The sequence below is a fragment of the Rhizobium tibeticum genome (genome assembly GCF_900110205.1).
GTDB lineage: Bacteria > Pseudomonadota > Alphaproteobacteria > Rhizobiales > Rhizobiaceae > Rhizobium > Rhizobium tibeticum.
The window spans coordinates 320830-340036 of record NZ_FOCV01000002.1 but is presented as its reverse complement, the minus strand read 5'-3'; the positions used below and the strand labels follow the sequence as shown (position 1 = coordinate 340036).

The 19207-nt window shown below is 62.3% G+C and carries 23 protein-coding genes and 2 pseudogenes; 17 read left to right on the top strand and 8 right to left on the bottom strand.

Annotated features, from left to right (window positions below):
• Positions 1–77 precede the first annotated feature (77 nt).
• The 6 genes and pseudogenes from arsK to BSG20_RS03610 all read right to left on the bottom strand — a co-directional run bounded on the left by arsK (position 78) and on the right by BSG20_RS03610 (position 4080).
• Positions 78–1397 (bottom strand): arsenite efflux MFS transporter ArsK, encoded by a 1320-nt coding sequence (arsK, locus tag BSG20_RS03635; protein WP_072371898.1) that lies wholly within the window; start codon positions 1395–1397, stop codon positions 78–80.
• Positions 1394–2091, bottom strand: a pseudogene (arsH, locus tag BSG20_RS03630) (arsenical resistance protein ArsH). Before arsH ends, arsK begins: the two are co-directional and overlap by 4 nt.
• Positions 2084–2506, bottom strand: coding sequence for an arsenate reductase (glutaredoxin) (arsC, locus tag BSG20_RS03625; protein ID WP_072371895.1), 423 nt, complete (start codon positions 2504–2506; stop codon positions 2084–2086). The pseudogene arsH and the gene arsC overlap by 8 nt, the downstream one beginning before the upstream one ends.
• Positions 2503–3198, bottom strand: a complete 696-nt coding sequence (locus tag BSG20_RS03620) for an MIP/aquaporin family protein (RefSeq protein ID WP_072371892.1) — start codon at positions 3196–3198, stop codon at positions 2503–2505. Before BSG20_RS03620 ends, arsC begins: the two co-directional genes overlap by 4 nt.
• Positions 3195–3727 (bottom strand): annotated as a pseudogene (locus BSG20_RS03615) (arsenate reductase ArsC). Before BSG20_RS03615 ends, BSG20_RS03620 begins: the two are co-directional and overlap by 4 nt.
• Positions 3724–4080, bottom strand: a complete 357-nt coding sequence (locus BSG20_RS03610; protein WP_072371889.1) for an ArsR/SmtB family transcription factor — start codon at positions 4078–4080, stop codon at positions 3724–3726. Before BSG20_RS03610 ends, BSG20_RS03615 begins: the two are co-directional and overlap by 4 nt.
• Before the next feature lie 42 nt (positions 4081–4122).
• On the opposite strand from BSG20_RS03610, the gene BSG20_RS03605 reads away from it, so the two are divergent.
• Positions 4123–4641 carry a DUF6428 family protein gene (locus tag BSG20_RS03605; RefSeq protein ID WP_072371886.1) on the top strand — a complete coding sequence of 173 codons (519 nt, stop codon included), beginning with the start codon at positions 4123–4125 and terminating at the stop codon, positions 4639–4641.
• 94 nt (positions 4642–4735) lie between these two features.
• Here the strand turns inward: BSG20_RS03605 and phnF are convergent, their stop codons facing one another.
• Entirely contained in the window at positions 4736–5467 is a 732-nt protein-coding gene (phnF, locus tag BSG20_RS03600) for a phosphonate metabolism transcriptional regulator PhnF (protein WP_072371883.1), read from the bottom strand.
• A gap of 98 nt (positions 5468–5565) precedes the next feature.
• Between phnF and phnG the strand changes: the two genes are divergently transcribed.
• The 8 genes from phnG (at position 5566) to BSG20_RS03560 (ending at position 11047) form a co-directional block, all read left to right on the top strand.
• Positions 5566–6036, top strand: a complete 471-nt coding sequence (gene phnG, locus BSG20_RS03595) for a phosphonate C-P lyase system protein PhnG (RefSeq protein ID WP_072372014.1) — start codon at positions 5566–5568, stop codon at positions 6034–6036.
• A complete protein-coding gene (gene phnH / locus BSG20_RS03590) occupies positions 6036–6644 on the top strand; it encodes a phosphonate C-P lyase system protein PhnH (RefSeq protein ID WP_072371880.1) in 609 nt (202 codons plus the stop codon). Before phnG ends, phnH begins: the two co-directional genes overlap by 1 nt.
• Positions 6645–6648: 4 nt before the next feature.
• A complete protein-coding gene (locus tag BSG20_RS03585) occupies positions 6649–7758 on the top strand; it encodes a carbon-phosphorus lyase complex subunit (RefSeq protein WP_072371877.1) in 1110 nt (369 codons plus the stop codon).
• Positions 7755–8003, top strand: a complete 249-nt coding sequence (locus BSG20_RS03580; protein ID WP_072371874.1) for a hypothetical protein — start codon at positions 7755–7757, stop codon at positions 8001–8003. The genes BSG20_RS03585 and BSG20_RS03580 overlap by 4 nt, the downstream gene beginning before the upstream one ends.
• Positions 8003–8884, top strand: a complete 882-nt coding sequence (locus BSG20_RS03575) for an alpha-D-ribose 1-methylphosphonate 5-phosphate C-P-lyase PhnJ (protein WP_072372012.1) — start codon at positions 8003–8005, stop codon at positions 8882–8884. The genes BSG20_RS03580 and BSG20_RS03575 overlap by 1 nt, the downstream gene beginning before the upstream one ends.
• A complete protein-coding gene (gene phnK, locus BSG20_RS03570; protein WP_072371871.1) occupies positions 8881–9657 on the top strand; it encodes a phosphonate C-P lyase system protein PhnK in 777 nt (258 codons plus the stop codon). The genes BSG20_RS03575 and phnK overlap by 4 nt, the downstream gene beginning before the upstream one ends.
• A gap of 65 nt (positions 9658–9722) precedes the next feature.
• The gene (phnL, locus tag BSG20_RS03565; protein ID WP_072371869.1) at positions 9723–10433 is read left to right on the top strand and encodes a phosphonate C-P lyase system protein PhnL; all 711 of its coding nucleotides are present in this window, start codon (positions 9723–9725) and stop codon (positions 10431–10433) included.
• Positions 10430–11047 (top strand): DapH/DapD/GlmU-related protein, encoded by a 618-nt coding sequence (locus tag BSG20_RS03560; RefSeq protein WP_072371866.1) that lies wholly within the window; start codon positions 10430–10432, stop codon positions 11045–11047. The genes phnL and BSG20_RS03560 overlap by 4 nt, the downstream gene beginning before the upstream one ends.
• A gap of 102 nt (positions 11048–11149) precedes the next feature.
• On the opposite strand, the gene BSG20_RS03555 is transcribed toward BSG20_RS03560, so the two are convergent.
• Positions 11150–11362, bottom strand: coding sequence for a hypothetical protein (locus tag BSG20_RS03555; protein ID WP_024313466.1), 213 nt, complete (start codon positions 11360–11362; stop codon positions 11150–11152).
• Between the two features lie 313 nt (positions 11363–11675).
• Between BSG20_RS03555 and phnC the strand changes: the two genes are divergently transcribed.
• From phnC to BSG20_RS03515, 8 genes are all read left to right on the top strand, one after another.
• Positions 11676–12521 carry a phosphonate ABC transporter ATP-binding protein gene (phnC, locus tag BSG20_RS03550; RefSeq protein ID WP_072372009.1) on the top strand — a complete coding sequence of 282 codons (846 nt, stop codon included), beginning with the start codon at positions 11676–11678 and terminating at the stop codon, positions 12519–12521.
• Between the two features lie 89 nt (positions 12522–12610).
• Positions 12611–13516: a phosphonate ABC transporter substrate-binding protein gene (gene phnD, locus BSG20_RS03545; protein ID WP_072371863.1), complete on the top strand. Its 906-nt coding sequence runs from the start codon at positions 12611–12613 to the stop codon at positions 13514–13516.
• Between the two features lie 70 nt (positions 13517–13586).
• On the top strand, positions 13587–14558 hold the full coding sequence (phnE, locus tag BSG20_RS03540; RefSeq protein WP_072371861.1) for a phosphonate ABC transporter, permease protein PhnE: 972 nt from the start codon (positions 13587–13589) through the stop codon (positions 14556–14558).
• A gap of 8 nt (positions 14559–14566) precedes the next feature.
• Complete coding sequence (gene phnE, locus BSG20_RS03535) at positions 14567–15907, top strand: phosphonate ABC transporter, permease protein PhnE (RefSeq protein WP_072371858.1); 1341 nt, start codon at positions 14567–14569, stop codon at positions 15905–15907.
• A 131-nt stretch (positions 15908–16038) separates the two neighbouring features.
• Positions 16039–16734, top strand: a complete 696-nt coding sequence (locus BSG20_RS03530; protein WP_072371856.1) for a DUF1045 domain-containing protein — start codon at positions 16039–16041, stop codon at positions 16732–16734.
• A 13-nt stretch (positions 16735–16747) separates the two neighbouring features.
• On the top strand, positions 16748–17887 hold the full coding sequence (locus BSG20_RS03525) for an alpha-D-ribose 1-methylphosphonate 5-triphosphate diphosphatase (RefSeq protein WP_072371854.1): 1140 nt from the start codon (positions 16748–16750) through the stop codon (positions 17885–17887).
• Positions 17884–18483: a phosphonate metabolism protein/1,5-bisphosphokinase (PRPP-forming) PhnN gene (gene phnN, locus BSG20_RS03520; protein WP_024313471.1), complete on the top strand. Its 600-nt coding sequence runs from the start codon at positions 17884–17886 to the stop codon at positions 18481–18483. The genes BSG20_RS03525 and phnN overlap by 4 nt, the downstream gene beginning before the upstream one ends.
• Before the next feature lie 9 nt (positions 18484–18492).
• Positions 18493–19014, top strand: coding sequence for a GrpB family protein (locus BSG20_RS03515; protein ID WP_072371852.1), 522 nt, complete (start codon positions 18493–18495; stop codon positions 19012–19014).
• Positions 19015–19207: the final 193 nt, after the last annotated feature.

Below are 19207 nucleotides of genomic sequence, written 5' to 3'. Positions count from 1 at the left end.
GCCAGGTACACAAGGATAAGGGCAGCGATCGCCAGCAAGGCCCTGAGCCAGTCGGTGAAGGTGGGGGCGTGTTTCTTCTAGCGCTCTGCCGCGTCCGTGCCGCACTCGAAGTCCGGCAGGCGATTGGCGATCGGCTGCCGGAGCGTCACGACTTGCACGGGCAGCTCGTCGCCGCGCGGCGTCGTAAGATGCGATCGGTCAAGCAGCTGCGCGAGCCGGCCAATCGCGACAAATGCGAGGACGGCAATAGCACCGACGACGGCGGCAACCGCGAGCGACCACGATACGCCGATGTTTTCCATCATGAACGCGAGGACAAATGGGGCGGTCGACGACATCACCAAGCGGATGGACAACACCTTGCCCTGTCGTCGCCCGTACCCTTCGCTGCCAAAAAGTGCCAGCGGCAAGGTTCCCTGCACGATGCTGGTCAGCCCCGAGCCAAGACCGAAGACGACGGCGAAGACCAATGCGCCTGGTACGGACGGGGCGGTGACGATCAGAGTGACCAGGGCCGCCGGCAGCAACACCGCAGAGATGAGCGCCAGCGTCAGCTGCGACAGTCCGCCCCCGAAGACCATGTTGATGAAGCGGCTCAGTACCTGCGACGGGCCAAACAGCGTGCCGACCATCACCGCCAGGGCTCCAAGCCCAAGTCCGGATAGCACCGGAACCATGTGCATGAGGAGTGCGGCGTTGACGAAGCTCTCCAGAGCAAACCCCATGACCATCAAGATGAATGCCGGCGTTCGCACGGATGGCGGAAGGCTCGGTTCGATGTGCTTTGCCGCGTCGTTCTTCTCCCGTTTGCGGGTTACGCTGACGCTGCGCGACAACCATGCATGAATGGGAAGGCAGACCAGAAGATTGATAGCCGCGAAGATCAGATATACGTCCTGCCAGGACATGTGCGCGTTGGCCGCCGTGGTGATCGGCCAGAAAATCGTCGAAGCAAAGCCAGCGATCAGCGTCAGATAGGTGATACTGCGCTGGGCAACCTTCGGCCTGATCTGGACGAGCAAAGCAAAGGCGGCCCCATATTGCACCAGATTGGACGCCGTCTCGATCGCGATCAGTGCAGCGACGAAGGCGATCTTGCCGGGAGCGAACGCGCACGCGACAAGCGCTGCGGCCGCGATCGCCGAGCCCGCCGTCATGACACGGCCGGCGCCAAAGCGGTCAATCCACCTGCCCATGATCGGCGCAGCCAGGGCGCCGATCAGCAGAGCCACGGACAGCGCACCAAAAATCCATTCCGACGACCAATCGAGATCCCGCGCCATATCCGGCGCAAGGATGCTGAAGCTGTAATAGAGCGTTCCGTAGCCGATGATCTGCGTCAGACCGAGGGCGAGGATTGCCGCGACAGGGGAGCGTTCGGTGCTGGTCGTCGTCATAGGGAGGTGAGGCTCACGCGCTGTTCGAGTTTTTCGGCCTCCTCCTTCCGCTCGCTGTAGCGATCGGTGAGATAGGCCGAAGCATCGCGCGTCAGCGAGGTGAACTTCACCAGCTCCTCGCACACATCGACCACGCGGTCGTAATAGGAGGACGGTTTCATGCGGCCGTCGGCATCGAACTCCTGGAAGGCCTTAGCCACCGACGACTGGTTCGGAATGGTGATCATCCGCCGAGGATGCGCATCTGTCCGACTGCATTGAAGGACTGCGAGCCGCCGGAAACCTGCATGACGGCTAGCGTCTTGCCCTGCGTCGGGCGCACCGAGCCCACCGCCAGCGGGATCCAGTCGATCTGCACCTTCATGATGCCGGTCATCGCGCCATGACGTTCGGGGCTGACCCACACCTGGCCTTCCGACCATTCAGACAGCGCGCGCAGCTCCTGCACCTTGGGATGCGTCACCGGAGCGCTGTCGGGAAGCGGCAGGCCTTCCGGATTGAAGATCCTAACCTCGCAGCCGAAGTGATCGAGCAGCCGTGCCGCCTCCTGCGCAAGCAGGCGACTGTAGGATACGGTCCTCAGCGAGCCACAAAGGATCAGAATGCGCGGCTTGTGGGTCGAGAAGGGCGGCCGCAACGCCGAGAGATCCGGCTGGCGCAGATGCTGCGGGGATACGGCAGGCAGATCAGACAATGCGCTTGCCCTCGCCGTCGAGAACCTGTTCGCCGTCCTCCTTGGTGAAGGCGCCCTTGTGGGTGTCGGGGAGAATATCCAGAACGACTTCGGACGGGCGTGCAAGCCTGGTGCCGAGCGGTGTGATGACGAACGGCCGGTTGATCAGGATCGGATCTTTCAGCATCGCGTCCAGCAGTTGATCGTCGGTCAGGCTAGGGTTATCGAGACCGAGTTCCGCATAGGGCGTGCCCTTTTCGCGGATTGCTTGGCGCACGGTCAACCCGGCGTCGGCGATCATCGTCACGAGCTGCGCACGCGACGGCGGGTCCTTCAGGTATTCGATGATATCAGGTTCGATGCCGGTGTTGCGGATCATTGCCAGCGTGTTGCGTGACGTGCCGCATTGCGTGTTGTGATAGATGGTAACGGTCATGACTTTGCCTCTGACGATGCGGTTGATGTAGCACCTGGCCGCAGAAGCCAGGTACACAGGATGAGGGCAGCGACCGCGCCGGCAATCTCTGCGAACCAGAACCCCGGTAAATCGACCGGGCGGATCCCGGCGAAGGTGTCGGTCAACGACCGTGCCAAAGCGACGGCGGGATTGGCAAATGAGGTGGAGGCGGTGAACCAGTAAGCGGCCGTGATATAGAGCCCCACAAGCCAAGGCACCGCCCTCTGTTCGAACTTGATGCCGGCGAGGATGACCACCACCAGCCCGAACGTCGCCACTCCTTCGGAGAACCACTGCGCGCCGCCGGTACGAGCCTTGCTCGACATTTCGACCAGCGGCAGGCCGAACATAAGGTGAGCGGCGAATGTGCCGGCCACGCCGCCGGCAATCTGAGCCAGGATATATCCCCCAAAGTCACGCTTCGGCAACTTGCGAGAGATAGCGAAAATCAGCGAGACCGCAGGATTGAATTGGGCTCCGGAGATCGGTCCGAGGATGGTGATCAGGACCACCAGGATTGCGCCGGTCGCCAACGTGTTTCCCAACAATGTCAGGCCAACATCCTGAGTCAGCGATGCTGCCATGACGCCAGATCCGACCACTGTTGCGACCAGCATGGCTGTCCCAAGTCCCTCTGCGACCAGCCGGCGCGGCAGATCGAACCCGGTCATCGGTTTGCCCTGGATGGTTTTAAGGTCGCGCCCTCCAAGGTGCCGATCTGATGGAGATGGGTTTCCAACGCGAGCTTGTCGATCGATGCAAGCGGTAGGCTGACAAACGCCATGATCCTATTCTTCAGAAAGCGAGCAGCCTGGGCAAAAGCGCGACCCTTCTCGACGTCGCTGCCTTCGACGGCGGCCGGATCCTCCACACCCAGTGGGCGGTCATGGGATGGCCGATCCAAACCGGACAGGCCTCGCCGGCGGCGCTGTCGCAGACCGTGAAGATGAAGTCCATCTCCGGCGCCCCCGGCTCGGCAAACTCGTCCCAGCTCTTCGAGTGGAAGCCGTTTGTTGCGTAACCGAGCGCCGCAAGCTCCTTCAGCGCCAGAGGGTTAACCTCACCTTTTGGCTGGCTGCCGGCTGAATAGGCTTTGAAGCGGCCATTGCCCTCGGCATTGAGAATGGATTCCGCCAGGATCGAGCGGGCGGAATTGCCCGTGCAGAGAAAGAGCACATTGTAAACGCGGTCAGCGGTCATTGCAGTTCTTCCTCCATTTTAGGGGAGCAGCATGCCGCGACCTTAGCGGCAGGCGCGCAGATTTCCGGGTGCCCGGAGCAGCAGTCTTCCATCAGGAAGCGAACCAGGCCGCCGAGCGCCTCATAGTTCGCGGTGTAGATGATCGATCGGGATTCGCGCTGCTGCGCGATCAGTCCTGAGCGTTCCAGCTCCTTCAGATGGAAGGAGACGTTGGACGGTGATACCTCCGCTTGCTCTGCGATCGCCCCAGCGGCCATGCCGTTCGGGCCGGCGACCACAAGCATGCGGACGATGCGCAGGCGGGTTTCCTGGGACAGCGCGCCAAATGCGATGAGGGCTTGACGTTGATCCATATTTCAACAATCCTTGAATGATTGAAATGAGAAATAACGCAGATGAACGCGATCGACAATAGCAAAGTTCAGGAAGACGATATCAGCCTCGGCCTGTTGCTCAGCACACTTGCCGATGCCAAGGATTCTCCGCTGATATTCTACTATGATGGACAACCGGTGAAGCCCGGTTACCACGTCACCGAGGTCAAGGCCGGTCGGTTTTCGGCGCTGGACTGCGGCGCCAACCCGGAAGCCTGGACGGAGATTTTCATTCAGCTCTGGAATATCGAGGAGGGCGACCGCACCCATATGCCGGCGGGCAAATTCTGCGCGATCATCCGCAAGGTCACGGAGCACGTGAAGCTCGATGATTCAGCCAAACTGACCTTCGAAGTCAGCGACGGCCTTCAACCGATGCAGCTCTACCGCGCCGCGATGCCAACGCTGCGGGCCGGCACTGTGCACGTCGCGCTATCGCCGCGGCCCGCCAGCTGCAAACCGCGTGATCGGTGGCTTGCAAAACAACAGGCACAATCGTGTTGTGCCCGCACGGCGGGAAGCAACGCCTGTTGCGGCTGACGCCGCACGGCACTTACGCCTGACCGTCCGGATAAGGCGTCTAAATCCCATGCCAGCTTTGGAGGGCCGGATTCTCCGGCGCGCCCGGCCTTTCTCAGTTCTCGATGGTGAACTGCACCCGATCCGCTGAAAACCGACTGATCGCATATTGCACTGGCGCACCCTCAAGATCCGTGTTCATCGCCTTGGTGATCAAGACGATCGCCCCCGGCGTCAGTTCCAATGCCGCCAGATCGGCGGCGTCGGCATGAGCGGCGGTGACCTCCGTCGTCGCGCGTACATAGTCGGATAGGCCGAGTTCGGCAAAGGCCCGGGTGATCGATTCCGTCTTCTCGTAGGCCGCCGGCATGCCGGCAAAGCGTTCGGCAGGAAACCAGGCCGTGGCGCAGGAGACCGGCCGATTGTCGACCTTGCGCACTGTTTCCATGCGGATCACCGGCGCCCCCGGCCGCAGCTTCAACCAGCGGGCCACCTCGTCGTCCGCTCTCTCTTCGCTATGCCCAAGCAGCAGCCCGCGCATTTCGCGCGCCTGCTCACCGATACCGGTCGTGAACCGCGTGCGTCGGGTGATCGGAAAGTTCAGCCGTTCCTTGCGTTCGATCAGTGTCCCGCGGCCCTGCACAGCGCGCACGATGCCCTCCTGGGCAAGCGCGGCAATCGCGCTGCGCACCGTATGGCGGTTGACGCCGAACTGCAGCGCCAGAACCGTCTCCGGCGGCACCATGCCCGCCTCGTCATAAACCCCGGCGCTGATTGCCTGGCGAATGCGGTCGGCAATCTGGCGCCATAGCGCTACGCCTGTCTGTCTTTGTACCTGCCCAGCCATTTTGCCCCTTGATGTCACACGCTTGTCACGTCGGCGATTTAAGCGTAACTGTATCTTGTATGGTTGTCTATATCAATAGACATTTAAAGGATGTGGCAATGAGCTTGGCGGAGAAGAATGAGCCGGCAGCGGCAGGCGGACGCAAGCGCGTCATCGACCTGCTCGCACGTGCAGAGCGACCGCAATTGGTTGAAGCATGGAACGGCCTGGCGGAGAAGCCGGTGGTCCAGCCGGTGCGTGGACCGGAAACGGGCCTCGTCATGGTCCGCGGCCGCATGGGCGGCGGTGGTACACCGTTCAATCTCGGTGAGGTGACCGTGACGCGTGCGACCGTTCGTCTCGCTTCGGGCACCGTCGGCCACGCCCAGGCGCTTGGCACGGACCGCGAGAAGGCGCGGCTTTCCGCCGTTTTCGATGCGCTTTGGCAGGAGGCTGCGACGCGGCAGTTTGTCGAGCAGACGCTGCTTGCGCCGATCGCTGCCCGAGTGGCCGCAGAAGAGCGCCGCAGGGCCGACGAGACGGCCGCGACGCGCGTCGATTTCTTCACCATGGTTCGCGGAGACGACTGATGAGCCTCAAGACGGAAGCACTGACCGGCGGCTTTGCAGAGCCGGTCTTCCACGCGCAGAGCGTGTTCAAGCTGCTGATGGATGCGATGGCGCGTCCCGGCACGATCCAGACGGTCGCCCCAGATGCGGCTCCGCCGGCGCCGCTTGGCATTGCCGCCGGCGCGATCGCGCTAACGCTCTGCGATCACGATACGCCCGTATGGCTGTCTGCCGGGCTCGCAAGATCGGCCGTGCCTCACTGGCTCGGCTTTTACACCGGCGCGCCGGTAACGCCTGAGAAGGCTGAAGCCCGCTTCGCCTTTGTCGAAGCGGGTACAACGCTGTCCTCCTTCGGTCTCTTTGCCGCCGGGACGCAGGAATATCCCGATCGCTCGACCACCCTGGTCATCGAGTTGGCGGATCTCGAGGCAGGACGCAGGCTCGCCCTGATGGGGCCGGGCATTGAGACGGTGACGGACATTGCGCCGATCGGTCTGCCCGATACCTTCACCCGCCTCTGGACGGAGAACCGCGCGCTCTTCCCGAAGGGCATCGACATCGTTCTGACCTCGGGCAACCGTTTCCTCTGCCTGCCGCGCACCACCAAGATCACCGCAACGGAGATGTGACCCCATGTATGTTGCTGTCAAAGGAGGCGAGGCCGCCATAGCCAATGCCCATCGCCTGCTGGCCGATCGCCGCCGCGGCGACCGTTCGCTGCCGGCTATCGGCATCGACCAGATCGTGGCCCAGCTGGCGCTTGCCGTCGACCGCGTCATGGCGGAAGCCTCGCTTTACGATCGCATGCTCGCAGCTCTCGCCGTTCGCCAGTCGCGCGGCGACATGATCGAGGCGATCTTCCTGCTGCGCGCCTATCGCACGACGCTGCCGCGCTTCGGCTATTCCAACCCGATCGAGACGGCCCGGATGAAGATCGAGCGCCGTGTCTCGGCCACCTACAAGGATCTCCCGGGCGGCCAGTTGCTCGGCCCGACCTTCGATTATACCCACCGCCTGCTCGACCCGTCGCTCCTGGCAGATGACGCCGTCGACGAGCCGGCGCTGCGCGACGCCGAATCTGGCCGCGTCATGCGCGTTTCGGAAATCCTCGCTCAGGAAGGCCTGATCGAGGGTGATGGCGAAATGCCTGAGGATCACGAGATCGGTGATCTGACGCGCGAGCCGATGGAGTTCCCGATGACGCGCGACCTGCGCCTGCAGGCGCTTGCCCGCGGCGACGAAGGCTTCCTCTTGGCGCTCGGCTATTCGACCCAGCGCGGCTACGGCCGCAACCACCCCTTCACCGGCGAAATCCGCATCGGCGAGGTCGAGGTGGAGTTCGATGTTCCCGAACTCGGCTTTTCTGTTTCCCTCGGCACCATCCAGGTCACTGAATGCCAGATGGTCAACCAGTTCAAGGGCTCGTCCAAGGCGCCACCGCAGTTCACCCGCGGCTACGGCCTGGTCTTCGGCCAGAGCGAGCGCAAGGCGATGTCGATGTCTCTCGTCGACCGGGCGCTGCGTGCCGAAGAGCTCGGCGAGGACATCACCGCTCCGGCGCAGGACGAGGAATTCGTCATTTCGCACGCCGACAACGTCCAGTCGACCGGCTTCGTCGAGCACCTGAAGCTGCCGCACTACGTGGACTTCCAGGCTGAACTCGATCTGGTCCGCCGTATGCGCAGCGAATTTGCAGCCGGCCGCGCCGGTGGCCGCGACACCGTCAAGGAGGCGGCTGAATGACGAGATCCGTCTGCGCCGCCGTCACCGCCTCGACCGTCGTCAGCATCGCAGGCGGCATCGCCGCCACCAGCATGCCTGACGTCACCGCCATCAGCAGCTACGCCATTTGTCTTCGGCTTGAAGAGGAAGGGGAGGACGACGAAGCAGATCATTACAGCCAAGATCACGAGCACTTCGCTCGAAGTATCGGCTGCCATCGTGACCTTCCTTCTGTCTGGCCGCCGCAACCACAGGGTAATCAATGATGACCGATCTAGCCACCTACAATTTCGCTTATCTGGACGAACAAACGAAGCGGATGATCCGCCGCGCCATCCTGAAGGCGATCGCCATTCCCGGCTATCAGGTGCCCTTTGCCTCGCGTGAAATGCCGATGCCTTACGGCTGGGGAACCGGTGGCGTGCAGGTGACGGCCTCGATCATCGGTCCGGACGATGTGCTGAAGGTCATCGATCAGGGCGCTGACGACACCACCAACGCCGTCTCGATCCGCGCTTTCTTCCAGAAGGTCGCCAATGTCGCGGTTACGACGCACACCAAGGATGCGACGATCATCCAGACGCGCCACCGCATTCCGGAAGAGAAGCTTGGAGCGAACCAGGTGCTCGTCTATCAGGTGCCGATCCCGGAACCGCTCCGCTTCCTCGAGCCGCGCGAGACCGAAACCCGCAAGATGCATGCGCTGGAAGAATACGGCCTCATGCATGTAAAGCTTTACGAGGACATTGCGCATAACGGCCGCATCTCCAAGACCTATGCCTATCCGGTGAAGGTTGCCGGCCGCTACGTCATGGATCCGTCGCCGACGCCGAAGTTCGACAATCCGAAAATGCACATGTCGGATGCGCTGCAGCTTTTCGGGGCAGGGCGCGAGAAGCGCATCTATGCCGTTCCGCCCTATACCGATGTCGTCAGCCTCGACTTCGACGATTACCCCTTCGAGATTCAGCGCTTCGGCAAGCCCTGCGCGCTGTGCGGAGCCGAGGAGGTTTATCTCGACGAGGTCATCCTCGACGACAAGGGCGGCCGCATGTTCGTCTGCTCCGACACCGACCACTGCGAAGACCGCCGCGCCCATGGGCATCTCGGCGAGATGTTGGCACCCAATCAGGAGGCCGCCGAATGACCGACGCCCCGCTTCTCAAAGTCAACGACGTCTCGAAGTTCTACGGCAATCGCATCGGGTGCCGGAACGTCTCCTTCGGGCTCTGGCCCGGCGAAGTGCTCGCCATCGTCGGTGAATCCGGCTCGGGCAAGACGACGCTTCTGAACTGCATCTCGACCCGTCTGATGCCGACCACCGGCAGCGTCGAATGCCACATGCGCGATGGCGCCTATCGCGATCTCTATCGTATGAACGAGGCCGAACGCCGCTTTCTGATGCGCACCGACTGGGGTTTCGTCCATCAGAATCCGGCTGACGGTCTGCGTATGACGGTATCTGCCGGCGCCAATGTCGGCGAGCGCCTGATGGCGATCGGTGACCGCCACTATGGCAACATCCGCTCGACGGCGGTCGATTGGCTGCAGCGCGTCGAAATCGATGCCGGCCGTATCGACGATCAGCCGCGCGCCTTCTCCGGCGGCATGCGTCAACGCCTGCAGATCGCGCGCAATCTGGTCACCGGTCCACGCCTCGTCTTCATGGATGAGCCGACCGGCGGCCTCGATGTCTCGGTGCAGGCCCGCCTGCTCGACCTCGTGCGCGGTCTTGTCAACGATCTTGGCCTTGCCGCGATCATCGTCACCCACGATCTCGCCGTCGCACGCCTGCTATCGCATCGCATGATGGTGATGAAGGATGGCCAGGTCATCGAGCACGGCCTGACCGATCGCGTCCTGGACGATCCGCGCGAGCCGTACACGCAGCTCCTTGTCTCCTCCATTCTGCAGGTCTGATCGCGCACGCTGTTTGGAAGCCGGCTACCGGCTTCGCGCGTAAGCGAAAACTAAGGAAAGAAATCATGGCAACGCCCCTTGTTGTTTCTGAAGTCGCCAAGAGCTTCACCATGCACCTGCGCGACGGCCTCAAACTGCCGGTCGTTTCGGATGTGTCCTTTTCCGTGGCATCCGGCGAATGCGTCGTCCTCGGCGGGCCGTCTGGCATCGGCAAGAGCTCGCTTCTGAAAATGATCTACGGCAATTATGCCGTCGACAGCGGCCAGATCCTGATCAAGCATCAAGACAGGATCGTCGATCTGGCGACCGCGGATCCGCGCACGGTCATCGACGTGCGCCGCCACACGCTCGGCTATGTCAGCCAGTTCCTGCGCACTGTGCCGCGTGTCGCGGCGATCGACGTGGTCGCCGAGCCGCTGGTCGCGCGCGGCGAAAAAGCCGGCACCGCGCGGGAAAAGGCCGCCGAACTGCTGTGGAAACTGAACCTGCCGGAAGCGCTCTGGCAACTTCCGCCCGCCACTTTCTCCGGCGGTGAGCAGCAGCGTGTCAACATCGCCCGCGGCTTTATCACCGAGCACACGGTTCTCCTGCTCGACGAGCCGACCGCCTCGCTTGATGCCAAGAACCGTGCCGTGGTCGTCAGCATGATCGAGGAAAAGAAGAAAGCGGGCGTCGCCCTTCTCGGAATTTTCCACGACGAGGAAGTGCGCGAAGCTGTCGCCGACCGCATTCTCGACGTCCAGAAGTTCTCGCCGCGAAAGGCAATTGCCGCATGAGGCGCAAGATTGGCATCGAGCCCTATTTCCATGAAACGGCATCCGTCAGGAACGCCACCTTTGGCCGCTTCACGGAAGTCTCGGAGCGCTGCCGCATCGACGAGGTCGAGTTCGGCGACTATTCCTACGTCATGCAGGACGGCTCCATCTGGTGCGCGACGATCGGCAAATTCGTCAACATCGCCGCATCAGTGCGTATCAATGCCACCAACCACCCGACCTGGCGCGCGACGCTGCACCACTTCACCTACCGCGCTGCCGATTACTGGCCGGACGCCGATATGGAAACCGATTTCTTCGCATGGCGCCGCTCCAACCGCGTCGTCATCGGCCATGACGTCTGGATCGGTCACGGCGCCACCATTCTACCCGGCGTCAAGATCGGCAATGGTGCGGTCATCGGCGCCGGTGCCGTGGTCTCCAAGGACGTTGCACCCTACACCATCGTCGGCGGCGTGCCGGCCAAGCTCATCCGCGAGCGCTTCCCGAAGGAAATCGGCGAGCGGATGGATCGGCTTGCCTGGTGGGATTGGGATCATGACCGCCTGCGGGTCGCCTTGCCTGATTTTCGCAATCTGAGTGCCGAGGATTTTCTCTCGCGCTACGAACAGTGAACGAAGCCCCTTGGGTTCGCTCCAGGGGCCGCTTGACATCCCGCAGGCCTCCGGGGTGGCTCAAGGCTGCGGAGACGGTCACTCCGCTCCCCTCAGGAGAGCCTACGGCCTCGGATTCTTTGCCAATTGCCACTCGCCGGTCGCGTCCGCCTCCACGCGCTTGTTGCCGCGGTAGAAGATCGGTAGCCCGGTTTTTTTGTCCATCGAGAAACGGCTGGGCGTATATTTTTCGTCCTCATGCCCACGGGTGGCGAGGCCGAGTGCCTCCTTAAATTTGCCGGCGTTGCACAGGCTTTTGAAGAGAGTTTGATCCATCGCTTTTGCTCCAGCATCCTTTCTAAACTGCCTGCCATTGACGGGTGATTGGGTCAACCATCAATGACGGACGCTCTCATCGCCTGCTGTCCGGACTGACCGGGTGTGCAATCACACAGCAAAGCTTTCTGAGGCGGTAGCTCTCGTCCAATCGCAGCGGCAACAGCACGTCGGCCGGCTGGATTTCGGCATCAGGGACGCGCCCACCAGGGCCCCGATTATGACAGTCCTTACATAAAACTGACATTCCCCATTCATGAAGCGGGACTAATGCACTGCCTCATATCGCATCTGGACTATGAGGAAGAGCATGATGTTCGAGCTGAGGAATGTCACCCGCCGTTTCGGAATCAAGACAGCCGTCGATTCCGTGACGCTCGACATTCCCCAGGGCCAGATGGTCGGCATCATCGGCCGTTCCGGCGCCGGCAAGTCTACGCTGCTGCGCATGATCAACCGCCTGCAGGAGCCGACCTCCGGATCGATCCAGTTCGCGGGTGTCGAGGTCTCCAGCCTGCGCGGCCAGGCATTGCGCAACTGGCAGCGCGATTGCGCCATGATCTTCCAGCAGTTCAATCTCGTTCCGCGTCTCGACGTGTTGACCAACGTCATGCTCGGCCGTCTGAACCATCGCCCGACCGCAATGAGCCTGCTCGGTATCTTCACACGCGAGGAGCGCATTCATGCGATCGCAGCTCTTGAGCGCCTCGGCATCGAGCAGACCGCGCTGCAAATGGCCGGCACGCTCTCCGGCGGCCAGCAGCAGCGCGTCGCCATTGCCCGCGCACTGATGCAGAACCCGAAGATGGTGCTTGCCGACGAGCCGATTGCCTCGCTCGATCCGCTCAACGCCAAGATCGTCATGGACGCGCTGCGCGACATCAACGAGCGCGAAGGCATCACCGTCGTCACCAACCTGCACACGCTGGATACGGCTCGCAACTACTGCGAACGCATCGTCGGCATGGCCGCCGGCCGTGTCGTCTTCGACGGCAAGCCGTCCGAACTGACGGCCGGTGCCGTCAAGCAGATCTACGGCACTCACAAGGACGGCGCCGGCATCGACGAGACGATGACCTCGACCTCGATCAACATTCCCACGGCCGCGGCCGCGCAACAATCCGCTGGCCTGCAACCGCTGGCGCTGGCCGGTCTCTGAGAGGGGCGGCCTCGATCGCAAGCCCGCGTCATGGGCAAACTTCTTCTTAAACAGAGTTGCCGGGGATGCCGGCCAATCAGGAGAGAACCATGTTGAAGAAAGCACTTTTTGCCGCGACGGCGCTGTTTGCGCTTGCCGGCGTTTCGCATGCTGCAGACCTCAAGGAATTCCGCGTTGGTATTCTCGGCGGCGAAAACGAAGCTGACCGTCTGCGCAACTACGCTTGCCTTGCCGACCACCTGAAGACCGAATTCGGCTTCGAGAAGGTCTCGCTCTTCCCGGCTGCTGACTATGACGGCGTTATCCAGGGTCTGCTCGGTGGCACGCTCGACTTCGCAGAACTCGGCGCTTCCGGCTACGCTGCTATCGCTATCAAGGACGAAAAGGCTGTGACCCCGATCCTGACGACGGTCCAGAAGGACGGCTCGACCGGCTACCACTCGATCGGTCTTGCTCTCAAGTCCTCGGGCATCAAGGACATCAAGGATGCCAAGGGCAAGAAGCTCGGCTACGCCGATCCGGACTCCACCTCGGGCTACCTCATTCCGCTGACGCAGATCCCGAAGGACACGGGCATGCCGAATGACAAGTACTTCGCCTCCACGCAGTTCAACGGCGGCCACGAGAACAACCTTCTCGCTGCTTACGACGGCAAGGTCGACATCGCTGTCGACGACTCTTCTGGCATCGGCGATTTCAAGGACGGTTACACCTCTGGCACCTTCCGCAAGGCTGTCGACAAGGGCACCGTAGACCCGAACAAGCTCGTCGAAGTCTGGCGTTCGCCGTTGATCCCGAACGGTCCGCTCGTCGTTCGCAACGAACTCGGCGCCGATTGGCAGGCAAAGCTCACCGACTTCTTCACGAAGCTGCCAACGACGGACGCCAAGTGCTTCGCAGCCATCGAGGGCGGCGACTACCAGGGCTACACCAAGGTTCAGCCTGATTTCTACAACGCCATTATCGACGCTCGTAAGGCTGCCATCGGCGGTTAATCGATCCTGATAGCTGAAGGGCGGCCGTAACAGGCCGCCCTTTTTCCTGCGAAGAAAGCGGACACCGTTCATGACTTTTGCCGATCCCAACGCCCACGCGCCGGCCACGCCGCAAAGCGCCCGTGAAATCGGTGACGCCTGGGGCAAGATGGTGGCTCGCCGCCGCCTCTATACCGGCCTCGGTCTGGTGATCCTGCTTACTGCCTTCGTCGCCTCGGTACGCTTTGCCGACGAGAGCAATGCCGGCCATTTCTTCGACCGCCTGCCGCACCTCTTCGATTTTCTGAGCTGGCTCATTCCCAAGGATTGGAACGACGTCTGGCGCGCGTTGTTGGATATCGCAAACCCGATGCAGAAGACCGGCGAAGAGTATAATTTCGCCGAGGGTCGCGTTCCGGTCTGGGGTGGCTTCTATATCCCCGAATATTTCGAGCTGATGATCATCACGATCAATGTCGCGTTGGTCTCGACCATCATCGGCTTCATCTTCGCCGTACCGCTCAGCTTTCTTGTCGCGCGCAATCTCGCGCCCTCCAATCCGTTGCGCATCGTTGCCAAGCGGCTCACCGAATTCCTGCGCGCCTTTCCCGAGATCGTCATCGCCGGCCTGTTTTCGGCGATTCTGTCGATCGGCCCGGTCGCCGCCATCATCGCCGTCAGCCTGCACACCATCGGCGCGCTCGGCAAGCTTTTCTACGAAGTCGTCGAAAACATCGACATGAAGCCGGACGAGGGCATGAAAGCTGTCGGCGCCAGCTGGTCGGAGCGCGTGCGTTTTGCCGCGCTGCCGCAGGTCATGCCGAATTTCGTCTCCTACGCACTGCTGCGCCTTGAGATCAACGTCCGCGCCTCCACCATCATCGGTGCGGTCGGCGGCGGCGGTATCGGCGAGGAACTGAAGCTCTCGATCTCGCGCGGCTTCGGCGCCAAGACGGTCGCCCTCGTCCTCCTGCTTTTCATCACCATCGTTGCGGTCGACCAGTTCTCCGCATGGCTGCGCCGCCGCCTCGTCGGCGAGCACGCCTTCCTTTTGCAGCATTGAGGTCCGCCATGACGGTGATCGACGCCAACCGGATGCACGAGATCGAGCAGCGCTACCCGGAGTATTTCAAACGCTCCTTCCGGCAGCGCTTCGGCGGTCTGATGGCCGTCATCGCGACGCTCGTCTATGCGCTCTACGCAACGTGGTTCTTCGACCTGCCGAAGCTGCTTGCTGATGCCCATTGGGAGCGCGTCGGCCTCTATCTCAGCCAGTGGGTGAGCTACGACGTGCAGCCGGAGTTCCGCATCGGCGACGACGGCATTACGGTCAAATATCCGCGCTTCTCGCCGCTCGGTGACGACCCGCATCCCAATTGGGTCATCAACAATCCGGATGGCAGCGTCACCGTTTCGGTCAGCGGAACGGGCCGCACTGTTATCGTCTCCAAGACGGAAACGACGGTGACCGCCCGCGGCCTCAGCGTGCCGGTGGACGTCTCCAGCGGCGCGCCGAAGGTCATCGGCCCTGTGCCGAGCTGGATGACGGTCTATGACGACAACGTCCTGGCCGATCTCGGCTTTGCCGGCGACGTCAGCATCTCGGTTGATCGCGTCAAGGTGCGCAAGCGTTTCCTCGGCTGGGCGAATTTCGTCTTCGACACCCAGTCCCCCTTCTTCGACAAGCCGGTGGGCGAGGTGCTGAGCCTGATTGTTTCGGGGCCGGAACTGAAGCCCGGCCAATCCAACCTGTCGCTCGCCTTCGACAATGTCTGGAACAACAGCGCCTGGCAGCATGGCGACGTCTGGACCAAGCTTTTCCAGACTATCGTCATGGCCTTCCTCGGCACGCTGCTCGGCGCCCTGCTGGCCTTTCCGCTGGCCTTCTTCGCCGCGCGCAACATCACGCCGAACCGCGTGGTCAACCAGGTGCTGAAGCGAGCCTTTGATTTCCTGCGTTCGGTCGACATGCTGATCTGGGCGCTGTTCCTCACCCGTGCCTTCGGCCCCGGCCCGCTCGCCGGTAGCGGCGCCATCTTCCTCACGGAGACTGGCACGCTCGGCAAGCTCTATTCCGAGGGCCTCGAGAATATCGACAACAAGCCGCGCGAAGGAATCAAATCGACGGGCGCCTCCACCGTGCTCACCCATCGCTACGGCATCATCCCGCAGATCGTGCCGGTCTTCGTCAGCCAGACGCTCTACCAGTGGGAATCGAACGTCCGCGGTGCGACCATCATCGGCGCCGTCGGTGCCGGCGGCATCGGCCTCAAGCTCTGGGAAGCGATGCGCACCAACGCCAACTGGGAAAACGTCGCCTATATGGTGCTGTTGATCCTCATCGTCGTCTTCCTGTTCGACATGGCCTCGAACGCGCTGCGCCACCGGCTGATGGGCACCAAGGTCCCCTGAAAAAACACGGGATCGTTCGGGATCATCATCATTCTGTCACGGAAATCTTTTAGCCGGAAGCCAGCTTGCGGTGGCGGTCAAATCACTGAAGACTGCCATCCGCATTCCGATTGATTCCCAGGATACGAGCCTTGCGCTACGCACTCTATTTCACACCGCCGAAGGATGATCCTTTGAACGGAACGGCTGCGCTCTGGCTCGGCCGTGATGCATTCACCGGCGAAACTTACCCGGCTCCCGATCATTTCGACCTGCCTGCCGCCGAGCAATTCGAGTTGACCGCCGAGCCTCGTCGCTACGCCTTCCATGCGACAATCAAGGCCCCCTTCACGCTCGCCGCCTCGGTCACCGAACAGGACCTACTTCAAGTCGCCGAGGATTTCGCCGCCCGCACGCCGGCGTTCGAAATCCCCGAGCTGGTCCTGGGGCAGTTGGGCAAGTTTTTCGCGCTCGTGCCGGCTTCGCTGCACCCGCCGCTTCAAGATTTCGCGGCAACGGTGGTAAAATTCTTCGAACCGTTCCGGGCCGCCCTGTCGGAGGCCGACATTTCCCGCCGGAACCCAGAGAAGCTGAGCGAGAGCCAGCGTGCCAATCTGTTGCGCTGGGGCTATCCTTATGTGATGGATGACTTCGGTTTCCACATGACGCTGACCGGCCAGGTGCCGGAGGAGCGCGCCGGCGTGATGAAGGCCATTCTGACCGAGCGTTTTGCCGCGTTCACCGGCCGGCCGCTCGCGATCACGGGCCTTGCCGTTTTCGTTGAAGAGGCGCGTGGGGCGCCGTTCAAAGCCCATTCCTGGTGGCCGCTTGCTGGCGCCAAAAACTGAAAGACCTGATCCGATGACCACAGAAACCGTCTTCTCCAACGCCCGCATTGTCCTCGAGGATGAGATCATCGAAGGATCGGTCCTCGTCCGCGACGGCAAGATCGCCGATATCTCGACGGGCAGCTCCACGGTCGGTGAGGATTTCGAAGGCGATTATCTGATCCCGGGTCTCGTCGAACTGCACACCGATCATCTCGAGGGCCACTATTCGCCGCGCCCTGGCCTGCGCTGGAACAAGATCGCGGCGATCCAGGCCCACGACGCCCAGATCGTCACATCCGGCATCACGACCGTTTTCGACTGCCTGCGCATGGGAGCCGACGAGGACGGCGGCTTCGAGCACGGCGAAATGCGTGAGATGGCCGACGCCATCCAGAAGACCGAGCAGGAAGGCCGGTTGCGCGCCGAGCACCTGATCCACCTGCGCTGCGAAGTCTCCGCCGACAATGTTTTGGAACATTTCGCCGACTTCGAGAACGATCCCTACGTTCGCCTCGTATCGCTGATGGACCACGCCCCGGGTCAGCGTCAGTTCCAGACCATGAACCAGTACATCTTCTACTACCAGAAGAAGCGCGGCCTCTCCGATGTCGAGTTCGCCCGCTTCATCGAAAAGCGCGTTGGCGAATCCGAGCGCAATTCCACGCCGCACCGCATCGCGATTGCCAGGGTCTGCGCCGAGCGTGGCATCACCGTTGCCAGCCATGACGATGCAACGTTGGCGCATGTCGACGAAGCCATCGAAAACGGTGTTCGCCTGGCGGAATTCCCGACCAGCTTCGATGCCGCCAAGGCCTCGCATGAGCACGGCATGAGCGTGCTGATGGGCGCGCCGAACATCGTGCGCGGCAAGTCGCACTCCGGCAACATCGCCGCCCGCGATCTCGCCGAACGCGGCGTCCTCGACGTGCTGTCCTCGGATTACGTGCCGCTCAGCCTGCTCTACGCGCCGTTCCTCATCGCCGACGAGGTCGAGAGCATTTCGCTGCCGAAGGCGATCGCCATGGTCACTGCGACGCCGGCCCGTACCGTCAGCCTCAATGATCGCGGCCGCATCGCAACCGGTCTGCGCGCCGATGTCGTCCGCGTTTTCCGCGACCATGGCGTTCCCGTCACCCGCTCCGTGTGGCGCGAAGGGCGCCGCGTCGCATGATGCCCTCGCACGAGCCCCACATCGTTCCCGGAACCGAGCGCGGCATCATGGTCGTTGTCGTCGGTCCGAGCGGCGCCGGCAAGGACACGCTGATGGCGCTCGCAGCCAAGTACTTCCGGGGGCGCCCGGACGTGCATTTCGTCCGTCGCGTCATCACCCGTGACAGCGAGGCCGGCGGGGAACATCATCTCGCCGTGTCGGACCAGGGCTTCGCCTCCATGGAGCAGGCCGGAAGCTTCTCGGTTTGGTGGGAAGCGCACGGCCTGAAGTATGGCATTCCGGCGGAGGTGTCGGTATCCCTTGCGCAGGGAAATCTGGTCGTCGCCAATGGCTCCCGTTCGGCGCTTCACCACTTCAAGGCCGTTTTTCCGCGACTGAAGGTCATCAATGTGACGGCGCGTGCCGAGGTGCTGGCAAGCCGCCTGGAGGCTCGCGGCCGCGAGACACATGAAGATATCATGGCAAGGCTCGCCCGCGGCCCGCTCACCGTCCGCGGCGACTACGACGTCGTCGATCTCGACAACAGCGATTCACGCGAAGAGGGCGAACGCCGCATGGTCGAGGCGCTGAGCGCCTGCCTGGCGGAGATCGGCTAAGGGACAACGATGCGGCCGGTCAGGGTAGTCGACTACGACCCAAAATGGCCTGACCTCTTCAAGGCCGCAAGGGCCGAACTCCTCGGTCTGGCCGCCGATCATATTCTCGTAATCGAGCACATCGGCAGCACTTCGGTTCCGGGCCTGGCCGCCAAGCCGAAAATCGATCTCGATGCCGTGCTTGCGAATGAAACGGCGTTGGCCGAGCTCGCCGCGTTGCTTCCATCCGCCGGTTTTCGGGATCACGGCGATCCCCATGGCGAAGGCCGCTGGACCTTCACCCGCGATCACGATTGCTATGGCCTGCGTCTCTATCTCTGCACATCAGGCAATCCGGCTCACCGCGACCGCCTCCTATTCCGCGACTATCTCAGGCTCCACCCGGACCGTGCGGCACAGTATCAGTCGCTGAAACAGCACCTTGCCAGAAAGGCTGACGGCGATTGGGACGTCTATACCGGCGGCAAAAGCGACTTCGTAGCCGAGACGCTGCGGCTGGCCAAGGCCGAGACCAAGTTGCCGCGCGGATAATTTTCCTGTGCGATAAAAGACTTGGGAGGGATCTCAACCACTTGCCGAGCCGCATACTGATCGCGTCGTTGGACAGGGAGCCGGATCGCCAACCGGATTTGACAGAACTGGTCGAAAGTCCGGCGTCCGGTGATGGTTGCAAGAGGTGGATCGAAGCCGTCAGGGTCGACGGTCCATCCGGAAGGAGGGGCCG

Excerpts from the sequence above, each read along its gene's own strand:
- phnF (WP_072371883.1), bottom strand. The coding sequence starts at position 5,467 with ATGGCTGGGCAGGTACAAAGACAGACAGGCGTAGCGCTATGGCGCCAG.
- BSG20_RS03560 (WP_072371866.1), top strand. The coding sequence starts at position 10,430 with ATGAGGCGCAAGATTGGCATCGAGCCCTATTTCCATGAAACGGCATCC.
- phnK (WP_072371871.1), top strand. The coding sequence starts at position 8,881 with ATGACCGACGCCCCGCTTCTCAAAGTCAACGACGTCTCGAAGTTCTAC.
- BSG20_RS03555 (WP_024313466.1), bottom strand. The coding sequence starts at position 11,362 with ATGGATCAAACTCTCTTCAAAAGCCTGTGCAACGCCGGCAAATTTAAG.
- BSG20_RS03515 (WP_072371852.1), top strand. The coding sequence starts at position 18,493 with ATGCGGCCGGTCAGGGTAGTCGACTACGACCCAAAATGGCCTGACCTC.
- BSG20_RS03580 (WP_072371874.1), top strand. The coding sequence starts at position 7,755 with ATGACGAGATCCGTCTGCGCCGCCGTCACCGCCTCGACCGTCGTCAGC.
- phnG (WP_072372014.1), top strand. The coding sequence starts at position 5,566 with ATGAGCTTGGCGGAGAAGAATGAGCCGGCAGCGGCAGGCGGACGCAAG.
- phnD (WP_072371863.1), top strand. The coding sequence starts at position 12,611 with ATGTTGAAGAAAGCACTTTTTGCCGCGACGGCGCTGTTTGCGCTTGCC.
- arsK (WP_072371898.1), bottom strand. The coding sequence starts at position 1,397 with ATGACGACGACCAGCACCGAACGCTCCCCTGTCGCGGCAATCCTCGCC.
- phnC (WP_072372009.1), top strand. The coding sequence starts at position 11,676 with ATGTTCGAGCTGAGGAATGTCACCCGCCGTTTCGGAATCAAGACAGCC.
- phnH (WP_072371880.1), top strand. The coding sequence starts at position 6,036 with ATGAGCCTCAAGACGGAAGCACTGACCGGCGGCTTTGCAGAGCCGGTC.
- phnE (WP_072371861.1), top strand. The coding sequence starts at position 13,587 with ATGACTTTTGCCGATCCCAACGCCCACGCGCCGGCCACGCCGCAAAGC.
- phnE (WP_072371858.1), top strand. The coding sequence starts at position 14,567 with ATGACGGTGATCGACGCCAACCGGATGCACGAGATCGAGCAGCGCTAC.
- BSG20_RS03605 (WP_072371886.1), top strand. The coding sequence starts at position 4,123 with ATGAACGCGATCGACAATAGCAAAGTTCAGGAAGACGATATCAGCCTC.
- phnL (WP_072371869.1), top strand. The coding sequence starts at position 9,723 with ATGGCAACGCCCCTTGTTGTTTCTGAAGTCGCCAAGAGCTTCACCATG.
- BSG20_RS03575 (WP_072372012.1), top strand. The coding sequence starts at position 8,003 with ATGACCGATCTAGCCACCTACAATTTCGCTTATCTGGACGAACAAACG.
- BSG20_RS03610 (WP_072371889.1), bottom strand. The coding sequence starts at position 4,080 with ATGGATCAACGTCAAGCCCTCATCGCATTTGGCGCGCTGTCCCAGGAA.
- arsC (WP_072371895.1), bottom strand. The coding sequence starts at position 2,506 with ATGACCGTTACCATCTATCACAACACGCAATGCGGCACGTCACGCAAC.
- phnN (WP_024313471.1), top strand. The coding sequence starts at position 17,884 with ATGATGCCCTCGCACGAGCCCCACATCGTTCCCGGAACCGAGCGCGGC.
- BSG20_RS03585 (WP_072371877.1), top strand. The coding sequence starts at position 6,649 with ATGTATGTTGCTGTCAAAGGAGGCGAGGCCGCCATAGCCAATGCCCAT.
- BSG20_RS03525 (WP_072371854.1), top strand. The coding sequence starts at position 16,748 with ATGACCACAGAAACCGTCTTCTCCAACGCCCGCATTGTCCTCGAGGAT.
- BSG20_RS03620 (WP_072371892.1), bottom strand. The coding sequence starts at position 3,198 with ATGACCGGGTTCGATCTGCCGCGCCGGCTGGTCGCAGAGGGACTTGGG.